Source organism: Paenibacillus woosongensis (assembly GCF_030122845.1).
Lineage (GTDB): Bacteria > Bacillota > Bacilli > Paenibacillales > Paenibacillaceae > Fontibacillus > Fontibacillus woosongensis_A.
Map to the genome: position 1 here is coordinate 1831355 of NZ_CP126084.1, position 22218 is coordinate 1853572.

At 51.4% G+C, this 22218-nt stretch carries 19 protein-coding genes and 1 pseudogene; 16 read left to right on the plus strand and 4 right to left on the minus strand.

Annotated elements, in window-relative coordinates; translation table 11 throughout:
* Window positions 1-37: 37 nt before the first annotated feature.
* The 5 genes from QNH46_RS08175 to aroF all read left to right on the plus strand — a co-directional run bounded on the left by QNH46_RS08175 (window position 38) and on the right by aroF (window position 6311).
* Window positions 38-1336 (plus strand): ABC transporter substrate-binding protein, encoded by a 1299-nt coding sequence (locus tag QNH46_RS08175; protein ID WP_283927664.1) that lies wholly within the window; start codon window positions 38-40, stop codon window positions 1334-1336.
* A gap of 189 nt (window positions 1337-1525) precedes the next feature.
* Complete coding sequence (locus tag QNH46_RS08180) at window positions 1526-2401, plus strand: carbohydrate ABC transporter permease (protein WP_155609327.1); 876 nt, start codon at window positions 1526-1528, stop codon at window positions 2399-2401.
* A gap of 26 nt (window positions 2402-2427) precedes the next feature.
* On the plus strand, window positions 2428-3258 hold the full coding sequence (locus QNH46_RS08185; RefSeq protein ID WP_213589058.1) for a carbohydrate ABC transporter permease: 831 nt from the start codon (window positions 2428-2430) through the stop codon (window positions 3256-3258).
* Window positions 3259-3273: 15 nt separating this feature from the next.
* Window positions 3274-5049, plus strand: a complete 1776-nt coding sequence (locus tag QNH46_RS08190) for a DUF5605 domain-containing protein (RefSeq protein WP_283927665.1) — start codon at window positions 3274-3276, stop codon at window positions 5047-5049.
* Between the two features lie 218 nt (window positions 5050-5267).
* Entirely contained in the window at window positions 5268-6311 is a 1044-nt protein-coding gene (gene aroF / locus QNH46_RS08195; RefSeq protein ID WP_283927666.1) for a 3-deoxy-7-phosphoheptulonate synthase, read from the plus strand.
* A gap of 143 nt (window positions 6312-6454) precedes the next feature.
* Here aroF and QNH46_RS08200 read toward each other — a convergent pair whose 3' ends face one another.
* Window positions 6455-7480: a LacI family DNA-binding transcriptional regulator gene (locus QNH46_RS08200; protein ID WP_283928384.1), complete on the minus strand. Its 1026-nt coding sequence runs from the start codon at window positions 7478-7480 to the stop codon at window positions 6455-6457.
* 553 nt (window positions 7481-8033) lie between these two features.
* Here QNH46_RS08200 and QNH46_RS08205 point away from each other — a divergent pair.
* The 10 genes and pseudogenes from QNH46_RS08205 to QNH46_RS08245 all read left to right on the plus strand — a co-directional run bounded on the left by QNH46_RS08205 (window position 8034) and on the right by QNH46_RS08245 (window position 17879).
* On the plus strand, window positions 8034-9389 hold the full coding sequence (locus QNH46_RS08205) for an ABC transporter substrate-binding protein (RefSeq protein WP_283927667.1): 1356 nt from the start codon (window positions 8034-8036) through the stop codon (window positions 9387-9389).
* Between the two features lie 91 nt (window positions 9390-9480).
* Window positions 9481-10374, plus strand: a complete 894-nt coding sequence (locus tag QNH46_RS08210; RefSeq protein ID WP_155609322.1) for a carbohydrate ABC transporter permease — start codon at window positions 9481-9483, stop codon at window positions 10372-10374.
* A gap of 2 nt (window positions 10375-10376) precedes the next feature.
* Window positions 10377-11213 carry a carbohydrate ABC transporter permease gene (locus QNH46_RS08215; RefSeq protein WP_213589054.1) on the plus strand — a complete coding sequence of 279 codons (837 nt, stop codon included), beginning with the start codon at window positions 10377-10379 and terminating at the stop codon, window positions 11211-11213.
* An 80-nt stretch (window positions 11214-11293) separates the two neighbouring features.
* Window positions 11294-14023, plus strand: coding sequence for a GH36-type glycosyl hydrolase domain-containing protein (locus QNH46_RS08220; RefSeq protein WP_283927668.1), 2730 nt, complete (start codon window positions 11294-11296; stop codon window positions 14021-14023).
* A 112-nt stretch (window positions 14024-14135) separates the two neighbouring features.
* Window positions 14136-15023 (plus strand): hypothetical protein, encoded by an 888-nt coding sequence (locus tag QNH46_RS08225; protein ID WP_283927669.1) that lies wholly within the window; start codon window positions 14136-14138, stop codon window positions 15021-15023.
* A 158-nt stretch (window positions 15024-15181) separates the two neighbouring features.
* The gene (gene serC, locus QNH46_RS08230) at window positions 15182-16270 is read left to right on the plus strand and encodes a 3-phosphoserine/phosphohydroxythreonine transaminase (RefSeq protein WP_283927670.1); all 1089 of its coding nucleotides are present in this window, start codon (window positions 15182-15184) and stop codon (window positions 16268-16270) included.
* Between the two features lie 210 nt (window positions 16271-16480).
* Window positions 16481-16945: a tRNA (uridine(34)/cytosine(34)/5-carboxymethylaminomethyluridine(34)-2'-O)-methyltransferase TrmL gene (gene trmL / locus QNH46_RS08235; protein WP_213589050.1), complete on the plus strand. Its 465-nt coding sequence runs from the start codon at window positions 16481-16483 to the stop codon at window positions 16943-16945.
* A 63-nt stretch (window positions 16946-17008) separates the two neighbouring features.
* On the plus strand, window positions 17009-17326 hold the full coding sequence (locus QNH46_RS24570) for a maltose acetyltransferase domain-containing protein (RefSeq protein WP_430691895.1): 318 nt from the start codon (window positions 17009-17011) through the stop codon (window positions 17324-17326).
* Between the two features lie 46 nt (window positions 17327-17372).
* Window positions 17373-17522, plus strand: a pseudogene (locus QNH46_RS24575) (DapH/DapD/GlmU-related protein); the annotation flags it as partial.
* 111 nt (window positions 17523-17633) lie between these two features.
* Window positions 17634-17879: an AbrB/MazE/SpoVT family DNA-binding domain-containing protein gene (locus tag QNH46_RS08245; protein ID WP_055108985.1), complete on the plus strand. Its 246-nt coding sequence runs from the start codon at window positions 17634-17636 to the stop codon at window positions 17877-17879.
* Window positions 17880-18197: 318 nt separating this feature from the next.
* On the opposite strand, the gene QNH46_RS08250 is transcribed toward QNH46_RS08245, so the two are convergent.
* Both QNH46_RS08250 and QNH46_RS08255 read right to left on the minus strand, forming a co-directional pair.
* The gene (locus QNH46_RS08250) at window positions 18198-19268 is read right to left on the minus strand and encodes a phosphodiester glycosidase family protein (RefSeq protein ID WP_283928385.1); all 1071 of its coding nucleotides are present in this window, start codon (window positions 19266-19268) and stop codon (window positions 18198-18200) included.
* Window positions 19265-19654 carry a hypothetical protein gene (locus tag QNH46_RS08255; protein WP_244996346.1) on the minus strand — a complete coding sequence of 130 codons (390 nt, stop codon included), beginning with the start codon at window positions 19652-19654 and terminating at the stop codon, window positions 19265-19267. Before QNH46_RS08255 ends, QNH46_RS08250 begins: the two co-directional genes overlap by 4 nt.
* A 175-nt stretch (window positions 19655-19829) precedes the next feature.
* Between QNH46_RS08255 and QNH46_RS08260 the strand changes: the two genes are divergently transcribed.
* Window positions 19830-21131 carry an aminotransferase class I/II-fold pyridoxal phosphate-dependent enzyme gene (locus tag QNH46_RS08260; protein WP_283927671.1) on the plus strand — a complete coding sequence of 434 codons (1302 nt, stop codon included), beginning with the start codon at window positions 19830-19832 and terminating at the stop codon, window positions 21129-21131.
* Between the two features lie 67 nt (window positions 21132-21198).
* Here the strand turns inward: QNH46_RS08260 and QNH46_RS08265 are convergent, their stop codons facing one another.
* Complete coding sequence (locus QNH46_RS08265) at window positions 21199-21966, minus strand: DUF2161 domain-containing phosphodiesterase (protein ID WP_283927672.1); 768 nt, start codon at window positions 21964-21966, stop codon at window positions 21199-21201.
* Window positions 21967-22218 lie beyond the last annotated feature (252 nt).

A 22218-nucleotide genomic window follows, 5' to 3' on the forward strand; every position in this document is an offset into this window, starting at 1 on the left:
GCCATGACTTAAGAACATCAAAAGAGGGGGTTATTCAATGAACAGGAAACGTATTTCAGCCATGCTTGCGGTCGTGATGTCAACCGTCCTGATGTTATCGGCCTGCGGCGGAGGGGCAGGTACGGAGAAAGCTTCCGGCAGCAGCGGCTCCGGCAGTGGGGAAGGGCAGAAGACTACGGTAACGGTTTGGGTGCTCAATGATCAGAATTCTTATCTGGAGCCGATCATCAAAGCATTCCAGAGCGAAAATCCGGATATTAAAGTGGAGCCTACTTATTATGGAACAGACCCGTTAAAGGAATCGCTGAAGGTAGCGGCGTCTTCCAAGACGCTGCCCGATATGTGGTTCACCTGGGGCGGCTCGCTCGGCTCCTTTTACCCGGAGAACGGCCTGGCTATGGATTTGACGCAGGTTGCGGCAGATCATGGATGGGGGAACATTTATAATCCTGCTGCACTTGATTTGGTTCAATATGACGGCAAAACCTATGGGGTTCCGTTCCATCTAGCATCTCTCTCGGTCTTCTATCCGAAGGAGCTGTATGCAAAATTGAATTTGACGCCGCCGGCTACGTTCGCCGAATTCGAGGGGCAATTGCAATTGATGAAAGATCAGGGGATTACGCCGTTTGCCGTTGGAGGCAAAGGCGGCTGGATGCTGATGCGCTGGGTGGAGCAGCTTATTGAGCATTACGGTGGAACCGAGCTTCATGACCGGTTGAACGCGCTGGAAGCCTCCTGGGATGATCCGGCCGTCGTTCAGACTTTCCAGAAGCTGAAGGATTGGTCTGATAAAGGCTATTTCGAGAAAGGCTTCATCACCCTGGACCCGCTTGAAGCGGAAACGCCGATGTATCATGGGCAGCAAGGCTTTGCGCTGGAGGGAGCATGGGTTGATCTGAGCATTAGCCAGGCTGGAGCGGATCCTAACGATTTCGGCACCTTTAAATTCCCGACGGATCAGGAGCCAGTCCGGATGTCGAGCTTTGCGGAAATGTTCCAAATTAACGCAGGATCTGAACCACAGGTGCAGGAAGCAGCCTTGAAATTGGCTGAATATATTACCGGCGAGGAAGTCGTAAATGAATATATCGATGTATACGGCTCTCCGGCCTTGAAGCAGTTCAAAACTTCGGAGCAGTCTCCACATACGTCAGAGATGGCGGAAATGATCAAGGGCGGTAATTTTCTGATCGCGGATCAAGCGCTGCCCCAGACGGTTGTACAGAAGCTGTTTGAAGCTCAGGATGCAGTCATTTTGAATGAATGGACGCCAGAACAGGCTGCGAAGGAAATTCAGAAGGCAGCCGAGTCGTACAAGAGCAACAGCAACTAGAAGTGGCAACAGCATAGCTTGGGAGAACAGCCGGAAGGCTGTTCTCTTGGATATCAGAAAGCAATAAGCACGGAGCTTTAGCTTCCTGATATCACAAGGAATACTACCGCAAAAAGCGGTCGGGCTCCATAGAAAGTACGTTGATAAGCGTGTTTCTTATACTGGGGCCTTGTGCGAGGGAGGCAAGGTATGAAACTCAAAGCTTGGAAGCCGTGGACGTTTCTGCTGCCGGCGCTGCTCATTTATCTCGCCGTCATCGTGGCGCCATCGCTGTATACGCTTCAGCTCAGCTTTTACAAGTGGAATGGGATATCTCCGGACAAGCAGTTTGTCGGATTGCAAAACTACATTTATTTGCTGACAGAGGATACCGTATTTCAGACGGCCTTGAAAAACAACGTGTTGTGGCTGGCCGGTTCATTAACCATCATTATCGGACTAGGATTGTTGTTCGCCCTGCTGCTAAACCGGAAAATAAAGGGCAGATCGCTGTTTCGCGGCGTGTTTTATTTTCCTTATGTACTATCAGGCATTATCGTCGCCCTCATGTGGACCTGGCTGTATCATCCAACGAGGGGATTTTTCAACACGGTGCTGGAGGCCATCGGGCTGGGCAATTTGGCTCACACGTGGCTGGCCGATCCGAAAACCGCCCTATATGCGGTGTTCATTGCCGCAGTATGGCAGGGCGTAGGCCTGCCAATGGTTCTGTTTCTTGCCGGCCTGCAGAGCATTCCGAAGGACTGCTATGAGGCGGCGATTATCGACGGAGCCAGACCGATGCAATCGTTTCGCTTCATCACGATCCCGCTGCTCAGCGAAACATTCGTCATCGTGTTCGCGACGACAATGGTTAATGCCATGAAGGTATATGACATCATCTACGGCATGACGGCTGGCGGACCGGCACAGAGCACGCAGGTGCTCTCTTCATGGATGTACTATCAGACGTTTAAATTCAACAATATCGGCGTAGGATCGGCTATTTCGTGGTTCCTTGTCCTGGTCGCAATGGCTGTTATCATTCCTTACGTCTTCTATACAAACAAGAAATCGCATCTGTGATTTTCGGGAAAGAGGGTGAAGTCCCTATGGAAGAAGTGCAACAATCGGCTGTTTCGAAGGCGGCTACCTATATATTACTCATCGTCCTGAGCCTGCTCTTTCTTATTCCTATCGCGTTTATCGTCATGACGGCCTTGAAATCCAATGCCGATTTGATGAGAAATCCGGTGTACCGTTTGCCGGAAGTATTCCAATGGAGTAATTTCGCAGAGGCCTGGGATAAGATGAAGCTGTATATCCGCAATAGTCTCGTTATTTCCGTCGTGAAGGTTCCGATAGGGATTCTGATTGAAGCGCTGGCTGCCTACGCGCTGACCCGGATGGGGTTCAAATGGGCAAACGCGCTGTTTGCGGTATTTCTGGTCGGCATGATGATCCCGTTCCAGGCAACGTTAGTTCCGCTCAATATGATGCTCAATTATTTCGGGCTTGAAAATACGTATCCTGGTATTTTTATCGTGTACATCGGCTTTGGGATTCCGTTTGGCATTATGGTGCTGAGAGGCTTTCTTCGCTCCATTCCGAAGGAATTGGATGAGGCGGCTTATATTGACGGATGCGCGGAGCTGGGCAAATTTTTCCGCATTATACTGCCGATCGCGATGCCGGCGATTGCGACCTTGATCATTCTCGACTTTCTGTCGACCTGGAATGAATTTTTGCTGGCGCAAATTTTTATTACGAAGGATTCGATGCAGCCGGTTACTGCAGGCCTGCTTACGTTTCAGGGCCAGCATTCCACGAACTATACGCTGCTGAGCGCGGGCGTGCTTATATCAATCGTACCGATTTTGGCTGTCTACTTGTTCTTTCAGAAATATTTCGTTTCGGGGATGGCCGGAGCCGTAAAAGGCTAACGAAAAGGAGGATACATGATGTTTACGGAGCAGGATAGAATGGGAAGCATATGGACGGATCCGGCGGCTGGGAGCATATTAGAAAAGCATTTCTCATTCCTTGCAGAGGAGAGGCATCTTGCCTTTTCTTATAAAATTATGACGCTTCGGGAGTTTCTAGATGCTCGGCAGGAGCTGGGCTTCACGGATCAAGAAAGGGCGGCATTTCTCCAAGAGCTCGCTCAGCTGCCTTCCAGCAAACCGCTGGAACGGCGTGCGGAAATGGTGGATAAGCCGCAGGAAGCCTCACAGGGTGCTGCGGAGATTGGACGCCATAGCGAAGGCACAGGTCTGATAAGCTCCCCGAAATCTGCTGCCAAATGGGATGTCTATGAGCTGGAGCTGAGAGGGCCGTCTTATGGAAATCCGTATACGGACATCGATCTGAAGGCGACGTTTGTCTGTGAGGAAGATGGGCGCAGCATACGTGTTCCAGGGTTTTATAACGGAAACGGAGTTTATAAAATTCGTATGATGCCTGGTGAGGAGGGGCGTTGGACTTACCGGACGGAGAGCACGGCAAATGCGCTGGACGGACACGAGGGAACCTTCGTTTGCACCGCCCCTGAGGCGGGGAATCATGGCCCGGTCCGGGTTCGTGATAAATATCATTTCGCCTATGAGGATGGCACCGCTTATTTGCCGTTTGGCACAACCTGCTATGTCTGGACGCATCAGGGGGAAGAGCTGGAACAGCAAACACTGGAGTCACTCGCGCGCTCACCATTCAATAAAATGCGGATGTGCGTTTTTCCAAAATCATATCTCTATAACCTGAACGAGCCCGAGCTCTATCCTTATGAAGGCTCCATCCGGGAAGGCTGGAATTTCAGCGTATTTAATCCTGAATTCTTCGAGCATTTGGAGCAGCGGATCGCCGATTTGGGACGCCTTGGCATCGAAGCGGATCTTATTCTGTTCCATCCGTACGACAGATGGGGGTTCTCGGAAATGAGCCGGGAGGAGGATGACCTCTATTTGCGTTATATCGTGGCCCGCTTGTCCGCTTACCGTCATGTCTGGTGGTCGCTCGCCAATGAATATGATTTGATGTGGGCCAAAACCGGCGAGGATTGGGAGCGTTACGCCCGAATTATTACGGAGAACGATCCATATGGGCACTTGCTGTCGAATCACAATTGGCTGACTTTTTACGATCACAGCAAACCTTGGCTGACTCACTGCAGCCTGCAAAGAATCGATGTCTACAAAACCTCAGAGGCCGCGTTGGAGTGGCGGGAGCGCTGGGATAAACCGATCGTTATCGACGAGTGCGCCTATGAGGGCGATATCGACCAGGGCTGGGGGAACATTACCGGCGAGGAAATGGTGCGGAGGTTCTGGGAAGGAACGATCCGCGGAGGATATGTCGGCCATGGGGAAACTTATTTGAACGACGAGGAAGTGTTGTGGTGGTCCAAAGGCGGCAAGCTGGTTGGGGATAGCCCCGCGCGGATCGGTTTCTTGCGCAGCCTGGTCGAGGAAGCCCCTGGACAATGCTGGGAGCCGCTGCGCTCGGACTGGGATCTTCCCTGCGCCGGCATTCGGGATGAATATTATGTCTATTATTTCGGCTTCAACCAGCCCAAATTTCGGATCTTCCACATGAGGCCGGGCATCAAGTATAAAGTAGATATCATAGACACATGGGGCATGACGATCGATGAGAGCGCTGGCGTTCACGAAGGCTCGTTCCGCATCGAGCTCCCCGGCAGGCCGTATATGGCCGTGCGTCTGACAAGAACAGAATAGGCCGCTAACTAAGGCGAGGATAAGCTGCAAACCAGCTAGATGAGGTTTGCGGCTTTTGCCGTTTTGCCGGATGTAATACTTGACGAGGTGAGCGGATTCGGTTATAGTTACTTTAGTGGTTAAAAGCTTCAAAGCGAACAAGCGTTTAAGCGACAAACTAAGTCTGGATATGTTATAGATAGGGCCACCAGGCCGAAACGATGAAAGGATGATGAATCGTGATCGTAATTACTTCTAACCAAACGCCGGAAGAGCGTATTCAGGAAATTATCGCCGTCATTGAGAAGGAAGGCTTGCAGGCACATGTCTCGCGGGGCAGCGACCGTACGGTGATCGGGCTGATCGGCGCGATCGAGCCGAAGCTCGCCGAACACTTGCGCCAGATGAAGGGCGTAGAAAATGTCATTAAAATTTCTAAATCCTACAAGCTGGCCAGCCGCGAGTTCCATCCGGAGAATACGGTGATCGAGATCGGCGACGTGAAGATTGGCGGCGGGGATCTCGTCGTAATGGGCGGCCCATGCGCCGTGGAATCCCCGGAGCAGATCGATGAAATCGCCCGGCTGGTTAAAGCGGCAGGCGGCCAGGTGCTGCGCGGCGGAGCGTTCAAGCCGCGGACGGGCCCATACAGCTTCCAAGGCGTTGGGGTAGAGGGGCTGGTCATGATGGCCGAGGCTGGGAAAAAGCATGGCCTGCTTACGATTACGGAAGTGATGACGCCGGAATACGTTGATGTATGCGCAGAGTATGCGGATATTCTGCAGGTTGGTACGCGCAACATGCAAAACTTCGACCTGCTGCGCAAGCTAGGAACCTGCGGCAAACCGGTGCTGCTGAAACGCGGCTTCAGCGCGACCTACGACGAGTTTCTGAATGCGGCGGAGTACATTTTGGCAGGCGGGAATCCGAACGTAATGCTCTGCGAACGCGGTATCCGAACTTTTGAAACCTACACAAGAAATACGCTGGACCTGTCGGCGATTCCGGTATTGCAGGGCTTGAGCCATCTGCCGGTCATCTCTGACCCGAGCCATGGCACGGGCCGCCGCGAGCTGGTAGAACCGATGACGAAAGCGTCGGTTGCCGCAGGCGCGGACGGACTCATTATCGAAATGCATACTGATCCGGACAATTCGATGACAGGCGATGGGGTACAGTCCTTGTTCCCTGATCAATTCGCTGCATTGCTCCGCGATCTGGAGAAGCTCGCCCCATTGGTCGGCAAACGTTTCGATACACCGAAAGCGGCTGTTCAGGTATAAGAGAAGCTTCTATCGACGAATTGAATTTTTTATATAAATACCAACAACACCCCTCTGGCCTTCATGAGAACGGCTAGAGGGGTGTTGTTGTATGGACGCTGTATTTTGTGGGAGCCCTTTGTCTATTTCATCTCCAGATCGGTTTATTTAAAATTATCGAATCTGCTGCCGCAGGATTCACGGATAACGAGCTCGGGCTCCACGACGATGCTGCTCGTCTCGGACTGGCTATTCATCAGGTCGTACAGCATTAAGCCGGCCAGCCTGCCGATCTTCTCCTTGTTCTGCCGGATTGTCGTAAGCGCCGGATTCGTATATTTGCAGGCTTCGATATCGTCGCAGCCGATGATGGCCACATCCTGCGGCACCCGCAGCTTGTGCTCCTTCAGCGCGCGCATGGCGCCGATCGCAATCAGGTCGGAGGCGGCAAAGATTGCGCGCGGCAGAGAGCCGGATCGAATCATCCGATTCATCGCTTCATATCCGCTCGTTTCAAAAAAATGCTCTCCGTTTACGAACCAATCCCCGTTCAAAGGCAGGCCGAAGCTGTCAATCGCGTCCTTGTAGCCGGCCTCGCGCATATTGGAAATATCTGATTCCTGCGTGCTTCCGATATATCCAAGCTCCCGATAGCCTTGCAGGTAAAAGTGCTCTACTACTTTGTATGACATTTTGTAATTATCAGACATAATATACCCGGAGTTTTTGCCCTTGAGCTCGATATCGACGCCGATGCAAGGAATGTCGCTCAAATCCAGCTCGCTGATGGAGGGTTCCAGCTGCTGGCCTGTAACAATGATGCAGCCATCTACTTGGAAGTGCTTACAACGAGCGAGATACTCACCATCGACGGCATAGAACTTTTCGTTAGAGAAGAAAAGAAGATCGTAGCCGAGCAGGCCCACCTGCTTCTTGAAGGAGTTTAGCACCTCAACGAAAAAGGGATGGGTGAAATCGATATTGAGTTTACCAGCAAAAATAACGCCGATCAGGTTCGACTTTTTCGTTGCCAATGTTTTAGCCGAGTTGGAAGGAACGTAACCCGTCTGCTTCATAATTTCCAGAACTTTATTTTTCGTATCTTCAGAAATATCGCTATAATTGTTAATAATCTTGGATACGGTCGATACCGAAACCCCGGCCATTTCCGCGATCGTTCTAATATTGATGGACAAGAGACATAACCCCCTTCTTGATAAGGCAAGCACATGGACATTCGGATGGTAAGCCGTTAGTCCTTGGCATAGAGAAGCAAGCTTCGCTGCGAATTATGGAGCTTTAGACATAGCTGGATATGCTTTGTTTACGAAAATTTCATTACAGAAAAGCGTTAAAATTCATGCTTCGCGAAAATCACGAAAGCACTTTCGTAAAATATCTTACCTCTTTTTTTTGCCTCGGTCAATGCGGAAAAAGTCAGAAGGACATAATTAACCCTTGATTTATAAGGGATCATTTAACAATATGAGAAGAAATCCTAGGATACGACAAGAAAAACGAATTTATTTAAAATAGGACTTTACAAAAAAAATAAATGATGTAATAATGATTTCGACGAAACCGCTTTCGGAAATTCTGTCGTTAGAGCATTGGAACTACGAAAATACGAAACGGCGAAATGCTTGAGTTAGCTAGGGCTATTTTCATAGTTTAAATGTTTCAATGGAGAAAGCAGCCGATGAGGTTTCGAATAATCAATGACTGTAAATAGGGGGAAATATCATGGTCAAGAAAATTTCTGCGATCGTTCTTGCGGGCGCATTGACGCTAAGCTTGGCGGCATGCGGCAGCGGAAACAAAGAAGCTACCGGAACCAACGGCGATGCCAGCAAAGCTTCCGGACAGAAACAAGTGATCAAGATTCTTCACTGGAAGCAAGAGAACATTAATAAGGCAATGAAAGAAATCAATGAAGCGTTCGAAGCGAAATATCCGGAGTACAAAATCGAGTACACGACGACAGGACCGGATGATGAGTATAAGCAAGCGCAAAGAGCAAGACTCACAGCGAACGACGTTGACATTCTTGCCGATTTGTCCGGCATGAGATTGTCTCCGCAGGAGTGGACGCCTGGCGCAAAGGTGCCTGACTGGGAGCAGTGGATCAACTCCGGTCTGATCGCCGATCTGTCAGATCAAGCTTTCGTCAGCAAATGGAACGCCAACGATATTGAAAAAGCCGGTACATATAAAGGCAAAGTATACGCCATTCCTACTGGCAAAGTAGCGATGTCCGGTTTGTTCTACAATAAAGAGATCTTCGAAGAGCATGGACTTGAAGTGCCGAAGACGTGGAGCGAGTTCATTCAATTGAACGAAACACTGAAGTCCAAAGGCATTACGCCAATCGGCGTAGCGGGCAAAGACGTATGGCCGCTGAAGCTGCCAGTGTTCGCGCTGCAAGCGAAAATTCTGGGTGGCGGCAATCAGCAAAAATGGATTGAAGGCGTATGGAAAGGCGAAACGGCGTTCAATGATGCCGAAGCAGTTGAAGTGCTTGAGAAAATGAAGACTCTTCAAGACAATTACATGATCGAAGGCTTCATGGGTATCGACTATGCATCCGCTCCTGCAATTTTTGCAACGGGCAAAGTAGCTATGCTGGCTGACGGTTCTTGGGATGCACCGACGATCGCTATGGCGAATCCAGACCTGAAGTTCGGTTATTTCCCAGTGCCGGCTACCGAAGATGCTGCGAAAAACGCTTCTTTCGTAGGAAAATACGATGTAACCTGGTATGTTGCCGAGAAAGGCCCGAACAAAGAGGGCGCCCTGAAATGGCTGGAGTTCTTCTCCGAGCCTGAGAACTACACGACATTTGTTAAAGCTGCCGGATTCATCCCTACAATGGATGGAATCTCGACGGACAGCGACTTCATCGATAACGAGTTGACGCCTTATCTTGGCGATTTCGAACTGGCTTATGAAATCATGATGATCAACCGCGAAAACGTAGGTGAGCATCTTGCTGCTGAAGGCGTGCATACGGAATACCTTGCACCAGGCGGAGAGTTCAAGACAGCGAAAGAGCTTGCTGACGTACAACAGAAAGAATGGGAAGCTGCGGCTCCTAAATAAGTTTCAAAGCGATAACCATACTGTACTGTCTCGGGGTCTGATTGTTCAGGCCCCGATCATTTATTGATTCGTAACCCGCGAGGTGAGAGAGATGTACCCATTTGGAAAAGGCATGGCCCGCTACGTACCCCTGTTGCTTTTATTAATACCTTTTGCATTGTACGTAGTTTTTTATTTTGGACCTTCTGTGATGACGGTGATTTATTCCTTTACAGATGTTAAAAATCTTCCCGGCAGTACGATGAAATTCGTCGGGCTGGAAAATTATCATGATTTATTTTACTCCGGAAACTCTGGAGAACGTTGGCGCTCCATTACGAATACACTGATTTTCATGTTTATAGTAACGATTGTGCAGAACGGTGTCGCCCTGTTCGTAGCGGTTCTGCTGAATCAGCGGCTGCGCGGCGATTATTTCTATCGCGCCGTATTTTTCCTCCCGGTTGTGCTTGGGGTTGCGGTTGTTGCCCTGATCTGGGGGATGATGTTCGACCCGATGAGCGGTCCGGTAAACATGCTGTATGACTGGCTGTTCGGTTATAAGGACATGTTCTTTGCTAGCTTCACGCATGCTTTTGGCTACATTATATTCGTGCAAATATGGATGTACATGGGTTATTCCATGCTCATCTTTCTCGCTGGCCTGCAATCCGTTCCCAAGGATTTGTATGAGGCTGGCTATATCGACGGAACGAGCAAATGGCAGTCCTTCCGCCATATTACGTTCCCGCTTATCGCTCCATCCTTTACAGTAAACATGTTGCTATCGATCATCGGCGCCATGTCGACCTTCGATATTATTCTGGCAACTACGGATGGCCGCTTTAATACGAGAACAATGGCATATGACGTCTATAAGGAGACCTTCCGCGGCAGCCTTGACATGGGACTTCCGTCCGCGCTGTCCGTTGTACAGTTCCTGATTATTTTGGTCTTTGTTGTCGTGGCCGTAAGACAGACGCGCAAGAGAGAGGTGGAATATTAATTATGAAAAATTCCAGATCATTTGCAATCCTTTCTTACGCCGTTGTTGCAGTGCTGCTAGTTCTGTATCTAGTACCGCTTATTCTGGTGCTAAACGTATCTTTGAAGTCGTATCCTGAATATTTGATCAACCCGATTGGTTTCGTTAAGGAAATCCAGTGGAGCAACTATATCACCGCATGGACGGAAGGGAACTTCGCCAACTATTTCATCAACAGTTTGATTTATACCGGTGTCGCTACTGTGCTGACGATTATTGTGTCGGTCATGGGCGCGTTTCCGGTCGCGCGCAAATACGTGAAGTGGAGCGGTTTCATCTACATGTTCTTCCTGCTGTCGCAGTTCCTGCCGAACCCGATGGTTGCGCAGTACAAGCTGATGCTTGGCTTCAAGGAATCCCTTGGCATCTTCGGATATGATACGAAGCTCGGTTATATCGTTCTGAAAACGACGGGCACCGGCGTAGTATTCATGATGTTCGTCGGCTATATCAAATCGATCAGCCGCGAGCTGGATGAAGCCGCAGGGATCGATGGGTCCGGATACGTCCGTTATTTGTTCCAAATGGTAACTCCGCTGATGAAGCCGGTTATCGCGACCGGGGTTATTTTGACGGCAATCGGCATCTGGAATGACTTTGTTGGACCGATTATGTATTTACCGAGTCAGACAAACTATCCGATAACATTCGGATTGAAAGAGTTTAAAGGCCAGTACGGCAACAACTGGCCGCTGCTTGCCTGCGGAATTACCATCGTGGCGGCTCCGCTCATCATACTGTATACATTTATCCAGAAATATCTTGTAGACGGAGCTCTTGCAGGCGCCGTTAAATCGTAACCTGGTGAATCCCGCGCCTGCCTTACATGGAGCGGGATTCGTTATGAATAAAGGAATTTAGGAGAGGGAGAAGAGACGATATGACAAAGTCCGGTTGGCAGTTTCAAGGAGAACAGGGCGTATTTAAACTCAAGCATCCAGAGAAGAACAGTTATTTGTATTTTCCCTTAGTCAATGAAGCGGGAATGATGTCGGCCATTACGCCAAATTTACACGGGGGAATTACGTCAGGACACAATACATTTCTGATGGAGCCGGTATCGGTGGATGATTTACATAATTCCAAGGCTTCACGGAATTTCTGGCTTTATATTGAAGGCTACGGCGCCTGGTCTGTTAGCGGAAATTCGGCGAAGCAGAATGCGGCTCAGTTCGTGTCTGATGAAGAGGAGAGCGAAATGGAAGCGGGCTTCTTGTGGCACAAGCTTACCCGTCATTATGCCAAGCTTGGCGTAAAAGCGGAAACGACCAGCTTTGTACCTGCTAAGGATGACAAGGTCGAGCTGATGAAGGTGAAAATCACCAACACTGGAACCGCTCCGCTTGAATTCACCCCCACAGCGGCGATTCCACTGTATGGGCGTTCTGCGGATGACCTCCGGGATCACCGTCATGTCACTTCTTTGCTGCATCGCATTTACGTGGCTGAATATGGCATGGAAGTCCAGCCTGCGTTGTCTTTTGACGAGCGGGGACACCGTGTAAATAAAGTGACTTACAGCGTACTCGGGGCGGAAGGCAGCGGCAAGGCGCCTATCGGCATGTTCCCGATCAACGAGGAATTCATAGGGGAAGGCGGGGCGCTCGATTGGCCGGAGGCTGTCGTTCGCAACCGCGAACCGCTGGCGACCGCTGGCACTGAGCTTGAAGGCTATGAGGCGGTCGGCGCACTGCGATTCGCCCCTGTACAATTATTGCCCGGGCAATCGGTGTGTTATGTCGTAGCCATGGTTATTTCGGATGATCGGCTGGAGCAAGGGAACTATGCGGCCCAATACTTGTCCGAAGCGCAGTTCGACGCTTTGCTGCAGGAGAATGAAGCGTACTGGCGGGAAAAGCTGGATACGATCAAATTCAAGTCCGGCGATGCTGAGCAGGATCTTTGGATGAAGTGGGTTACCCTGCAGCCGATATTGCGCCGCCTGTACGGCAACTCATTCCTGCCATACCATGACTACGGCCGCGGCGGCAGAGGCTGGCGCGATCTGTGGCAGGACTGCCTGGCACTGATGGTGATGGAGCCGAACGAAGTAAGACATTTGCTGGTGAACAACTATGCAGGGGTCCGCATCGACGGCAGCAATGCCACGATTATCGGTTCCAAGCCGGGCGAGTTCATCGCAGACCGTAACAACATTCCGAGAGTATGGATGGATCACGGTGCTTGGCCTCTTCTGACGACACTGCTGTATGTGCATCAAAGCGGCGATCTGGATATTCTCCTGCAGCCGCAGACGTATTTCCGGGATATCTTTGTCAAGCGCTGTGGCGAACGGGATTTAAGCTGGAGCGCGGACAGCGGAAACAAGCTGACTACTGTAGATGGCAGCATCTATGAAGGCACCATTCTGGAGCATATTTTGCTGCAAAATATCGTTCCGTTCTTCCATGTCGGCGAGCATAACAATATCAAGCTGGAGGGCGCAGATTGGAACGACGGGCTTGACCTTGCGCCAAATCGCGGCGAGAGCGTGGCGTTTACGGCATTCTATGCCAGCAACTTGCTGGAACTGGCCGAGCTTTTAACCCATCTCAAGGACAATGCGGGCATCGAAACGATCGAGCTGGCCGAGGAAATGGGCATTCTGCTGGATTCGCTCACAGGGCCGGTGGATTACGAGAGCGTGGATGCAAAGCTTGCATTGCTGAATCGCTACTATGACGCCGTTACTCCTGCCGTAAGCGGCAAGAAGCTCAAGCTGGATATCGCGAAGGTGGCAAGCGATTTAAGAAGCAAGGCAGAATGGGCCATCAGCCATCTGCGCAGCAATGAGTGGATCTCCAGCAAGGAAGGCTATGAATGGTTTAACGGCTACTACAATGACGATGCCCAGCGGGTTGAGGGAGATTTCCCGCAAGGCGTGCGGATGACGCTGACCGGCCAGGTGTTCAGCATTATGGGAGGCGTGGCTACGGATGAGCAGGTCGGCAAAATTTCCAAGGCTGTAGACCGCTATCTGAAGGATGCGAAAATCGGCTACCGCCTAAACTCGAACTTTGGGGGCATCCAGCAGAACCTGGGCCGGGCCTTTGGGTTTGCGTTCGGTCATAAAGAGAACGGCGCGATGTTCAGCCATATGACGGTCATGTACGCCAACGCGCTTTATAAGCGCGGGTTCGTCAAGGAAGGCTACGAGGTGCTGAACTCCATTTATAACCTTTCCACCGATTTTGAGCTGAGCCGCATGTACCCGGGCGTGCCTGAATATATCAATGAAAAGGGCCGCGGCATGTATACGTTCCTGACAGGTTCGGCCAGCTGGCTGCTGCTGACAGAGCTGACGGAGGTTTATGGGGTGAAGGGAAGCTACGGGCATCTGCATCTTGAGCCTAAACTGGTCAAAGAGCAGTTCGACGGTCAGGGCGAGGCTGCGGTGGAGACGTTGTTTGCGGATCGCATGCTGCAAATCGTATACCGCAATACCGCTCTTCTCGATTACGGACAATACCGGATCGGTTCGATTGCCATAAACGGCGAAAGCGTGCAATTCGACGCTTCGGGCTCTGGCGCTCTGATCCAGCGGTCCGTGCTGGATGCGCTGCCGAGAGAGGGCACGCAGCGGATCGAAATCGTACTGGAACAAAAGTAACTATAGAAAACCCTGTTGCTCCGAAGCAGTGAGCCGGGGTTTTCTGGCTTAACGAAGTTATTCCGCTAGAGAGAAAGAGCGATAGATCGCTTGAATATTAGAGGGGACAATAATGGGATTTCAATTAAGGAATGAACATTTAATCGTAGACATCGCGGCTGTGGGCGATTACAAGGGCACACGCTTCGACTGGAGCGGCTTTATTACGGGCATCACTATGCGCGAAGGAAATCACTCCTTTTGCGTGCCAGAGAGCCTGAAGAGCGGAGAGGGCACTGGCGGATCGGGACTATGCAACGAGTTTTCCTTAAAGGAAGCCATCGGGTATGAGGATGCCCCGGTCGGGGGACAGTTTCCGAAGCTCGGCGTAGGGCTGCTCACGCGAACGGATGCTGCGCCTTATCAATTTTACCGGAATTATCCGCTGCAGCCTTACCGGATCGATGCTGAAATAAGAAATGAGCAGAACATCGTATTTACGGTTCATCCCAAGAGTTGTGGCGGGTACGCTGCGCGGCTGGAGAAGTCCATCTCCCTTGACCGGAACAGGCTGCGAATCGAATATCAACTAAGCAATACGGGCACACGCGAAATCCGTACGGAGGAATATAACCATAATTTCTTGGGTATTGATGGGCAGCCAATCGGACCTGATTATGATTTGCAATTTCCTTTTGCGATTGAAGCATGGACCGATGAACCTGGAACGATGGATGGGTTAAGGATTGATGGAGGAGCAGTTGCCTGGGAGCGCGTGCCGGATAAGCCCTTTTATTTTCATATCGGCGGTTATTCAACCTGTGCGTCCCCTTGGCTGTGGGATTTAAAGCATCGGCCAAGCGGGGCCGGCGTTCGGGAAATAAGCTCCTTCCCGGTCTATTCCGCCGCGGTATGGGGAATGGGGCATGTCGTATCCCCGGAGATGTTTATCCGTATCGAGCTTCAGCCTGGAGAAAGCAAAAAATGGTCGCGGGTATATGAATTTTACCGTGAGCCTTGATCATTTCTTTGTCCAGATGAAGCGTTAATGTGTCAATTCTGCAAAATATCAAAATCCAATGAAATATCAGCTTGCTGGAAAAAAGAATAGTTGCTATGATAAACCTTATCAAAACTTCGAAAGCCTATAAACAAGTGTTAAGAGAGGACGGGGGAGAAATGAGTAAGAGAGCTTATAATTTTAACGCAGGACCTGCAGCGCTTCCGTTGGAAGTACTGGAACGGGCTCAGGCGGAATTTGTAGATTATCGCGGTACGGGAATGTCGATTATGGAAATGTCGCACCGCGGAGCGGTTTATGAGGAGACTCACAATGAAGCGGCAAGCCGCCTCCTGAAGCTGCTCGGCAATCCGGAGGGATACAAGGTGTTGTTCCTGCAAGGCGGCGCCTCGACACAATTTTCGATGATTCCGATGAACTTCCTCACGGAGGGTAAGACAGCCGGCTATGTCATGACAGGAAGCTGGGCCGGCAAGGCAATTAAAGAAGCGAAGCTGATCGGCGAAGTGTTCGAGGCCGCATCCTCCAAAGAGAGCAAGTTCATGGACCTGCCGGATCTAAGCAATCTGAAATTGCCGGACAATGCCGCGTATCTGCATGTAACTTCCAATGAGACGATTGAAGGAACCCAGTTCAAGAGCTTCCCGGACACAGGCAGCGTTCCGCTGATCGCGGATATGTCCAGCGACATTCTGTCCCGTCCATTCGATCTTACGCAATTCGGCATGGTATATGCCGGTGCGCAGAAGAATTTGGGGCCGTCCGGCGTAACAGTTGTCATCGCCCGCGAGGAGCTGCTTCAGGATTCGCCGAAGCACCTGCCGACGATGCTGCGCTACGACACACACGCAGGCAACAACTCCCTGTACAACACACCGCCTTCTTTCTCGATCTATATGGTAAACCAAGTGTTGAAATGGATCGAAGAGCAAGGCTCGCTTGAAGGCATCGAGAAGAAGAACCAGGAGAAAGCTGCGCTTCTGTACAACGCGATCGATAATAGCGGCGGATTCTACCGCGGATGTGCAGACACAGGCAGCCGCTCGTTGATGAACGTTACCTTCCGTCTGGCTTCGGAGGAGCTGGAGAAGCAGTTCGTGAAGGAATCCGAGAAAGAAGGCTTCGTCGGCCTGAAGGGACACCGCAGCGTCGGCGGACTGCGCGCATCGATCTACAATGCGGTGCCTTACGACAGCATCAAGGCATTGGTTGATTTCATGGCAGAATTCCAGAAGTCGAACGGATAAGCAGCAGAGGAGCATCCCGCATTTTGTTACTGGATAGGCCCGCAAGGATTTCCAAAGCGGGCTCGTCTAAGCGGGCTTCCCGCTGAACATGGAGGAGGCCTCTCGCCATGCTTATGGCGGGAGGCTTTTTTATTTTTAGGAAACTGAATTCATTGTTATAATAAATATGTGAGAGAAATTTAAAACTGAAACTAGTGAGGAAATAGATGTATGACATTGCATATTGTACTTGTTGAACCGGAAATACCAGCAAACACGGGAAATATCGCGCGCACCTGCGCGGCAACGGGCATTCATCTGCATTTGGTGCGGCCGCTCGGCTTCCGCACGGATGATGCCACCTTAAAGCGTGCCGGGCTTGATTACTGGTATGCGGTAAATATCGAATATCACGATTCATTTCGAGAGGTCGAAGAGAAATACAGCGGCAGCCGCTTCTTCTTTGCGACGACGAAGGCGCAGAAGCGCTATACTGATTTCGCATACCAAGACGGCGATTTCTTCGTGTTCGGTAAAGAAACGAAAGGCCTTCCGGACGAAATTCTGCAGGCTCATCCGGATCAGCTGATCCGGATGCCGATGACGGATAAGGTACGTTCCCTAAATTTATCCAATTCAGCGGCGATCATTGTGTTTGAAGCGCTGCGGCAGTTGGATTTTCCGGGAATGCAATAAGAGCAATGGACACCAAGAACGAAGAGAGGAATTGACCATGCCAAGAACAGAACGAGAGAAAATGTGGCAGGAGAAATGTATGATGCTTCGGACGCGCAGCTGGTAGAGGACAGGCTGCGGGCCAGAAGATTAACCCGTTTGTTTAATAACACGCATGAGGATGAACTGCCTCGCAGAACAGAGTTGCTGGGAGAACTGCTGGGGAAAATGCTTATATTGAGCCGACTTTTCGCTGTGATTACGGCTAGAACATTTCACGTGGGCCGTCAATTTTATGCAAATTTCGACTGCGTTATTTTGGATATTTGCGAAGTGAGAATCGGGGATTACTGCTTCATGGCTCCTGAGCGTGCATATCTACACGGCAACCCATCCGCTTGACCCGCAAGAGCGGAATCCCGGGCTGGAATACGGCAAGCCGGTAACCATCGGCAACATTGTATGGATTGGAGGCCGTGCTGTCATCGTTCCCGGGGTAACAATCGGTGACAACGTAGTCATTGCAGCCGGGGCCGTTGTGACTAGAGACGTTCCTCCTGGTGCTGTTGTAGGAGGAAATCCAGCAAAAATATTAAAATATGTCGAATTAAAGCAGGAATTCTCGGAAAAAGAGCGAAAGATATAGAGAGGGAAGTAGTATTTTCGTTCAACAATGTACATACCATTTTTAGGAGAGGTGTAAGTAAATATGAAACCTGCTGGTGTGGTCCGTAAAGTGGATCAGTTGGGAAGAATCGTTTTGCCCAAGTCGCTGCGTAAGAGGTATCAAATGAATGAGGGAGACCCTGTTGAAATTTTAGTACAGGGAGACCATATCATTTTGGAACGCTATCGTCCAAAATGCGTGTTCTGCGGCTCTATGGAGAGCGTCAGCGACTTCAAGGAACGCTGCATCTGCAATCAATGTCTCGTTGAGATGAACCGCCTCACATAAGTCACGTAGTCAAGGAATATAGGCGTCTGCGCAATGCAGATGTCTATTTTTCGTTGTTCTCTCCGTTTAAATAAGCTTCCCTTGCGGGAAGCTCATTTAAGGTCTTGCTTACAGTCCTTTTGTTTTATCGTTATTATACGACGAGGTCAAAATACCGCAAAGATACAAAGCAAACACCAAAGTCACGATCCAAAATGTCATCGAAAATGAAAACAAAGGTGACACCTCCACATTTAACTGCCTCTTATTATACCCGCCTCTGCCCAAAAAATAAATGCTTATATGATATATTTCATAGATAATGGCTGGAATGGCCTTTTATTTAAAGAACAGGAAATGGGTAGGCACGGGACGCAGCTGGCCATCAGAAGGATTATTGATCACTTTGCCATTCCATACGAGTGATGAGGATCCGCCGCCGTCCAGATTATAAGCGTTCACTACCCCCATGTTATACAGCTTGTCCTGTAATTCCTGCAGCGTGGCTCCCGAGTTGCCATTCTCGTTGTAGCCGTCAATAACTAGAATGATCAACTGGTCGTCCTTATAGTTACCTATGACGGTTCGCGGTGCCCGCAGGGGAGAGGTTTGCCATTTTAATGGAATGGCCGTTTTTTGTCCGTCCTTCAGCAGAATCGGCACGAAGGATGCTCCAAAGGAGGGTTCGAGCCTGTCCAGCTGCGCCTTGTCCTTGAATTTCCCGCCGATCAGTTTGCCGTTCTTATCCATTCCGACGAAGAACAAATCCTTATAGGAGGGCTCAAAGCCGTTCAGGTATTTCCCGTTGAGCATGGTCGTGCTCAGCGGGTAGCGCTTGCCCTTGGAATCTGCAAAACCGCCGGCATTGATTCCCGCAATGGCTCCGTACCGTGAAACGGCTTGCTTTGTCGTCTCCGAGCCGCCGAGCTTGTCGCCGCCGAGCGTCATTTTCATAGCTTCCGGAGACTTCAGCTTCACCTTCACTGCATATCCTTTATAGTTGCCGGGGTTCACTTTATACAGCTCAAGGATGATTCGCTCGCTCTTGATCGTTTCCTTCGGGCTGCCGAGCTTCGCGGTAATGCGCTTGTTATAAATGATTTCCGGTTTGGCTGCCGTATTCTGGGCCGTTTGTACGATTGTTGTCATCGTATTTGTCGTTTTGTGATAAAGCTCAGCCGTCTCGCGAATGGAGGAGATGGTATATTTGGCTGTCTCCTCGGCTTGTTCGAGACCGGACGAAATGGAGCCGAAGGCCTGATCCATCTGTTGAGCATCGGCAGTAATTAATTCTGGCTCGGTCGTCCAGCTGATCTTGGGCCCGCTCAGGATCAACGCGATAAGCAGACCGAACAGAGGGGCGGTCACAAGCAGAAAGAACCGGTTTATTCCTTTGATTTCGGCCATTATTTCAACAATTCCATCTGTTTCTGCAGCTTGGCCAGCTGGTTCTTCACTTCGCTGAGCTGAGAATACAATTTATTGCTGTTATCGGTCTTATCGCTTGCGTTGTCCTTGGTGAAGGTAAGCAGTTCATTGAATGTCTCCACTTTGCTGTTCAACTGCTCCACTTGCTCGGATAACGCCGTCAGCTGGGTCGTATAATCGGCTTTCATGATCTTCGTCTGGGCCTGTATGCGGGCATCGAGCTGATCCAGCATCGATTGCTTCAAATGATTGCTATACATATAAGCGGCGGTGACACCAGCGCCAATGAGTAGAATCCAAATAAGCAGAACGGTTTTTACGGAAGGCCTTCGCGTTCTCCTGCTGGGGAGTGGTTCGGAAGTGGTCATAGGCTCCGTAGAATAAGACAATTTCATCACCTCAACTTAGTAGTTCAAGTTTACATTCTATCACGAGCACTTTTTAATGGCAAAAAACGATAGATTGCTGTATTTGCTTCCTGTTGAATGGAAAATTTGTCCTGCTGTACAATGGCTGAAACGATGAGTCATGGAGGCGGATACATTGGAACGCTGGTTGGATTTGGGGCAAAGAAAGCAGCTATTGCCTTTTGGACAGCAGTTCGGCAGATGGAGCGACGGGACGGAGATGATATCCCTCGCGCTTTGTGGAGGCGACGGCGGGGAAGGCATCGCGGAGCTGGATGCAGTGCTGCGAAGGGCAAGGATGAAGCCGGAGCTTCCTGGTGCCGAAAGCGGAGGCGATCCTCAAGGCTGCCAGCCGCTGCGGGATTGGCTATCGGTCGCCTATACAGAAGAAGAGGGCTGCCGTACGGATTCAAGCCAGCTGCTGCTGACTGGCGGCAGTGCTGAAGCGATGGATATTATCCTGCGCTGGTGCCTGAACATCGGCGGCACAGTGCTGCTGGAGACGCCGGCGTCGCCGGAGATGCTGGAAGCGGTTCGCCAGCAGGGCGGTCAGGCTATTCTCATACCGTGCGATAAAGAAGGGATGCTGATAGAAGCGCTAGCGCGTGAAATTGAGAGAGAGCGGCCGTCGCTTATTTATGTCGCGCCCCGGTACTCCAATCCTTCGGGCCGGGTATGGAGCGAGCAACGTCAGGAGGACCTGCTGCGTTTGGCAGCCCGTCATGCCCTGCTGGTGGTTGAAGATGACTGTGCGGGGGCCATTCCGTTTAGAGGCAAGGCTGCCGGGGATAGGGCCGCAGAGGAACAGGCAGGAGCTGCAGCTGAACCGCAAACGCTGTATCGGCTACGACAGAAGGAGGCTCCCTTATACTCCGGGGCTGAGGTGGTGGGCATCGGGTCATTCCAGGCTACGGCGTTCCCGTCTTTGCCTGTTGCCTGGATCCGGGGCAGCGAGCGCTCGATCCAGGCATTGACCCATATCCGGACCGCCATGCGAAAACGCTTGAAGGCTCCGGCTCTGGAGAAGGCGGCCTATGAGCAGCGTCTCTATGCGCTGCTCAGTGCTCCGGCATTCTCTTGGCCGGAGCATGCCGCGCGGCTGGCGGCGGAGTATGCCGCCCGGCGCGCGGCCATGCTGGAGCAGCTTCGGGAGCAGCCCGCGTGGCATGGCGCCAGCTTTGAAGAGCCGCAGGGCGGGCTCTTCCTCTGGCTGCGCCTGCCGCCGGGCCTGTGCTCCGAAGCGCTGCTCCGCGCGGCGCTGCCGAAGGGCGCCGCGTTCATGCCCGGCGCGCGCTGTTACGCCGCCGGGGCAGAGGCGCCGCCGGATGGGGACGCCATCCGGCTCACGTACGCGGCGCACAGCGCAGAGCGGCTGCGCCGGGGCCTGGCGCGGATCGCGGAGGCGATCGCGGAGTTCACGGCGCGCGGCCTGGGCTGAGCGCAGGCGAAGCTCCGGCGGTGCTTGGCCGTGCCCGGCTGCGGTGCTGGCAGGGCTAAGGCCCTGCTTAACCGTCCACCGGCTCCAAGGCGTCCACCGCCGCCGCTGCCGCCGTCGCGCCCGCTGGCATGCCCTCAATGACGGCGGCATACTCTTGCAGCGCCTTGACGCCGGCCGGTGACAACGCGTAGCGCCCCCGCGCTACCCGGTCGAACCAGCCGTAGTAGTTGCGCTGCAGAATATCCGCCGCCGTGCCAACGCCGCTGCTGGCGCGAACCTCGCGCGGCGCCATGATGCCGCCGTCCCGCAGCGCGCTGGCGACCCTCAGGGCCCGTTCGCGGTAAGCTGTCACCAGCTTCTTCCCATGGCTGCCGCCGACATTGTAGTCCCCGCTTCGCTCATGGAACTCATGCAGCAGGCGTGCTGCACGTGTCTTGACAACTTTTGGGGCGGGGACAAATACTTTATCGCCAGGCGAGCATAACACTTCGATAAACGGGCTTTTTGTTTTATAGCGGGTCACCGTGATCAGGCCGAGCCCAAGCTTGCGGCACAGAAGGGTGATCTCGTTCCACTTCTGATTATGCGCTCCCTTTTTAGGGCGATTGCGCTCTACGGCCAGATATACCTCGCTGCTAAGCTTTTGTCTCTCCAGACCTTGAAGCAGCAGCGAAAGATTGAACGTCTTCTTCAATTCGACGATTAGCGGCTCCTCCTGGTCCGGATGGATGCCGACGAGATCGCAGTGGCGAACCTCGCTGCGAATGACGTAACCCCGCGCCTCAAAAAAGGCTTTCAGCGGAGCATACAATTCGGTCTCATGCTGAACGGCCATGATCCGATCTTCCTTTCTGCAGGTTGCTGGGTGCTAGGATTAAATTATATCATAACCCAGCTTTTGCTATAGAAGGTAGTCAACAATTCCCATTTTTCCGATGAGAATATTTTTTGGCGCTGAAAATGGTCAACTTCTTCCTTCGATCCGCATAGGTATGTAATACGCTTTTTCTAAAAACATAGATTGATCCATCTCCAGTCTGATCTGCTGCTTTACGCAAGCAAAAGCAGTTCAACGCGGTCTGTCCAC

Bases quoted from the DNA above. Each gene is read 5' to 3' on its own strand.
- QNH46_RS08245 (WP_055108985.1), top strand. From the start codon at position 17,634: ATGAAACCTGCTGGTGTGGTCCGTAAAGTGGATCAGTTGGGAAGAATC.
- QNH46_RS08215 (WP_213589054.1), top strand. From the start codon at position 10,377: ATGAAAAATTCCAGATCATTTGCAATCCTTTCTTACGCCGTTGTTGCA.
- QNH46_RS08255 (WP_244996346.1), bottom strand. From the start codon at position 19,654: ATGACCACTTCCGAACCACTCCCCAGCAGGAGAACGCGAAGGCCTTCC.
- QNH46_RS08210 (WP_155609322.1), top strand. From the start codon at position 9,481: ATGTACCCATTTGGAAAAGGCATGGCCCGCTACGTACCCCTGTTGCTT.
- QNH46_RS08265 (WP_283927672.1), bottom strand. From the start codon at position 21,966: ATGGCCGTTCAGCATGAGACCGAATTGTATGCTCCGCTGAAAGCCTTT.
- QNH46_RS08185 (WP_213589058.1), top strand. From the start codon at position 2,428: ATGGAAGAAGTGCAACAATCGGCTGTTTCGAAGGCGGCTACCTATATA.
- QNH46_RS08225 (WP_283927669.1), top strand. From the start codon at position 14,136: ATGGGATTTCAATTAAGGAATGAACATTTAATCGTAGACATCGCGGCT.
- QNH46_RS08220 (WP_283927668.1), top strand. From the start codon at position 11,294: ATGACAAAGTCCGGTTGGCAGTTTCAAGGAGAACAGGGCGTATTTAAA.
- trmL (WP_213589050.1), top strand. From the start codon at position 16,481: ATGACATTGCATATTGTACTTGTTGAACCGGAAATACCAGCAAACACG.
- QNH46_RS08205 (WP_283927667.1), top strand. From the start codon at position 8,034: ATGGTCAAGAAAATTTCTGCGATCGTTCTTGCGGGCGCATTGACGCTA.
- QNH46_RS08175 (WP_283927664.1), top strand. From the start codon at position 38: ATGAACAGGAAACGTATTTCAGCCATGCTTGCGGTCGTGATGTCAACC.
- serC (WP_283927670.1), top strand. From the start codon at position 15,182: ATGAGTAAGAGAGCTTATAATTTTAACGCAGGACCTGCAGCGCTTCCG.
- QNH46_RS08190 (WP_283927665.1), top strand. From the start codon at position 3,274: ATGATGTTTACGGAGCAGGATAGAATGGGAAGCATATGGACGGATCCG.
- QNH46_RS08180 (WP_155609327.1), top strand. From the start codon at position 1,526: ATGAAACTCAAAGCTTGGAAGCCGTGGACGTTTCTGCTGCCGGCGCTG.